Genomic DNA, 2,715 nt, shown 5'->3' on the forward strand with positions numbered 1-2,715 from the left:
CAAAGGGAGTGCATTTGCACCCCCTTTCGCTATGCCGAGAAGCCGCATAAATTAAGGCTTCATGGCTGATACTCGCTTAACGATAGGCAGGGGGTGCAAGGGGGTGCACCGTTAATCGGGTATAGGGGGTGCATCGTTATATTGTATCAAAATCAGGGGGAAGACGGAATTCCTTATCACGATTATGTCCAGCCTGGCCCAGGAGGAAAGTCGCAACATCTCGGAGAACACCACATGGGGCAAGCGCAAGCAGTTCGCCGAGGGCAAGACCAGTGTGGGCTACAGTGCCTTTCTCGGCTATGACAAGGATTTCAAAATCAACGAGGAGCAGGCGAAAGTGGTGAAGCTCATCTACAAACTCTTCCTCGGCGGGCGATCCTTCTACGCTATTACCAAGGAACTGGAGAAACAGGGCATCAAATCCCCGTCGGGAAAGGACAAGTGGTACATCTCCACAGTGCGCTCCATCCTTACAAATGAGAAGTACCGTGGCGATGCACTGATCCAGAAAGAGTATACGGCAGACTTCCTCGATAAGACGCGACGGAAGAACACAGGGGAGATTCCGCAGTACTATGTGGAAGAACATCACGAGGCGATTATCCCGCCGGACTTGTTCGACTTTGTGCAATCGGAGATAAAACGCAGAGAGCAGAACGGGAAGCACAGCGGCGTGAGTATCTTCGCGAACAAGATCAAATGCGGCTGTTGCGGCGGATGGTACGGGGCTAAGGTGTGGCATTCGACGGACAAGTACCGCAGGGGCATCTACCGCTGCAACAAGAAATATGCACACAAGGGAAAGCCGTGCGGCACGAGGCACTTGACGGAGGAGGAAATCAAACAGGCTTTCGTCAAGGCTCTGAACTGCTTGGTGGAAGTCAAAGAGAACGTAATCGCGGAACTCCGCTCCCTAATTGACAGCGTTTGCCAGATGGAGGAGCTGACGGAGGAACGGGATAAAGTAGAGCGGGAACTCCGTGTTTTGGCAGAACGGCTTGAAACACTGATTCGCGAAAACGCACGGGTGGCACAGGATCAGACGGCATATCTGAAACAGGAAAATGAGATTCGTGCGCTCTATATGGAAAAGCAGGGGCATCTGGCGAGGTCGGATGAGCAAATTGCCGCGAGGGAGAGCAAGAGAAACAACTTGGAGGGCATGATTCAAGCGGTATGTGGTATCGACGGGGAGCAGGTTGCGTTTGATGAGGAGCTATGGGGCGGGCTGCTCGATCACATTGAGGTCAAGAAGGACGGACAGATTGTTGTTGTTTTCAAGGGTGGGATTGAGAGCGGCGTTGATGGATGTAGAGGTTTGTTCTATTTAAGGAAATAAAGCGGATGAAGATTGGTACTCTATAGGGGGACATTGGCAGGGAAAAGATGCGCTGAGAGAAGTTGGACTACAGTTATCAGCGTTTCTTACAATACAGTCAACAAATTAATTAAGAAGTGTTATCCTTAAAGCTTTTCGAGTTGTTTTAAATGATCTTGCACTAATGTGTGTGAATACATTTTAGGTTGATCGGAATCACGAACAATTCGCCATAGGATAGCAGCTGCCTTTAATTTTGATTTGAACTTGTCATTTATGGGATCAGCGCAGAAATCTTTTAAGAAGCGGTTCCATTCGCATACAGAAGAATCATACTTTGCATACGTCGATATCCCCTTATATACATTCAACATGTCCTGTATAGTAAACGATGTGTCGTGATCCGCTTTCACCTTTCGCCATGCGGTCGCCATATCTGCTGTAAATTTAAAGGGAGAAACCCTCGTCAGATTTGAGAAATATGTTCTAAACTTTGTGTTGAACGAAAAGTTGCAAGCAAGTAATGGTGTGTCCAAGGAAATCGCTCCAGATGATATCATCTGCTCTTTTTGGGGAGTGGCTTTGACTATGTTCCCTTTAAAGTATTCTGCAATGTTGTGATTGAGATCTTTTTTTACCCCCCTGTGTGCAATTCCAAGCTTTTTGCAAATCTCTACGAGTTCTGTTCGATACCAATAATATTTTATAAACTCCTCATATGAGCGAATCTCATCAAATGCAGGACGCTGTGTCATAATGACATCTCCTCGTAAATAGCAGGTCAGACGAATAGATGTCTATCATTATATCACATTTATGGTATGACACAACGCATGATTTCGAGATGGGGCAGGCGCGTGTCTTTCGGTGTGGCCGCATCACTGTGGTGGAGGAGTGTACGGATGTGACGGGGATGCCACTTTTATCCTTTGCTCATCCCGCAGAGGATCTCTATTGCCGTGTCGATGCACTCTCCTTTGTCGTCGAGATTACGGCACAGGGACGGGATTTCTTTTATAAAGAACACTATCCATCCATGCGACTTGTGGAGGAGAATGGGCGGTACTATATCCATGGATTTTACAATGTGGGCGAGGAGGAGTTCATCGCGGATTACTTTATCCACTATGGGGATGCAGTGCAAACAGTCGAGCCTTTGGCACTCAGAGATGTGATCCGCACAAGACTGCATACGTTGACGGTGCATTATAAGGAGATAGCGTAATTCTTCATTATGTGTAGAGCCTCCCGCATGGGGGCTGCTACAGGCAGATTTTTTCACAAAGAATCATTAGGCAACAAGCCCTCTCTTGTGTTATAATTTTCTTATATTTGAAACGTGGGAGGGAAGACCGTTGTTTGCAAAGACCTATGGTGCGACGACCCTTGGGATAGAT

2 protein-coding genes and 1 pseudogene are annotated in these 2,715 nt (G+C 47.4%); 2 read left to right on the forward strand and 1 reads right to left on the reverse strand.

From position 1 onward, the window contains the following. Window positions 1-166: 166 nt before the first annotated feature. Window positions 167-1,339 (forward strand): annotated as a pseudogene (locus HMPREF7545_RS02335) (recombinase family protein); the annotation flags it as partial. Window positions 1,340-1,464: 125 nt separating this feature from the next. On the opposite strand, the gene HMPREF7545_RS02340 reads toward HMPREF7545_RS02335, so the two are convergent. Continuing rightward, window positions 1,465-2,073, reverse strand: a complete 609-nt coding sequence (locus tag HMPREF7545_RS02340; RefSeq protein WP_006694070.1) for an SAP domain-containing protein — start codon at window positions 2,071-2,073, stop codon at window positions 1,465-1,467. Window positions 2,074-2,111: 38 nt separating this feature from the next. Between HMPREF7545_RS02340 and HMPREF7545_RS02345 the strand changes: the two genes are divergently transcribed. Continuing rightward, a complete protein-coding gene (locus HMPREF7545_RS02345; RefSeq protein ID WP_006694071.1) occupies window positions 2,112-2,543 on the forward strand; it encodes a WYL domain-containing protein in 432 nt (143 codons plus the stop codon). The last annotated feature ends 172 nt before the right edge of the window (window positions 2,544-2,715 follow it).

Source organism: Centipeda noxia ATCC 43541 (assembly GCF_000160555.1).
GTDB lineage: Bacteria > Bacillota > Negativicutes > Selenomonadales > Selenomonadaceae > Centipeda > Centipeda noxia.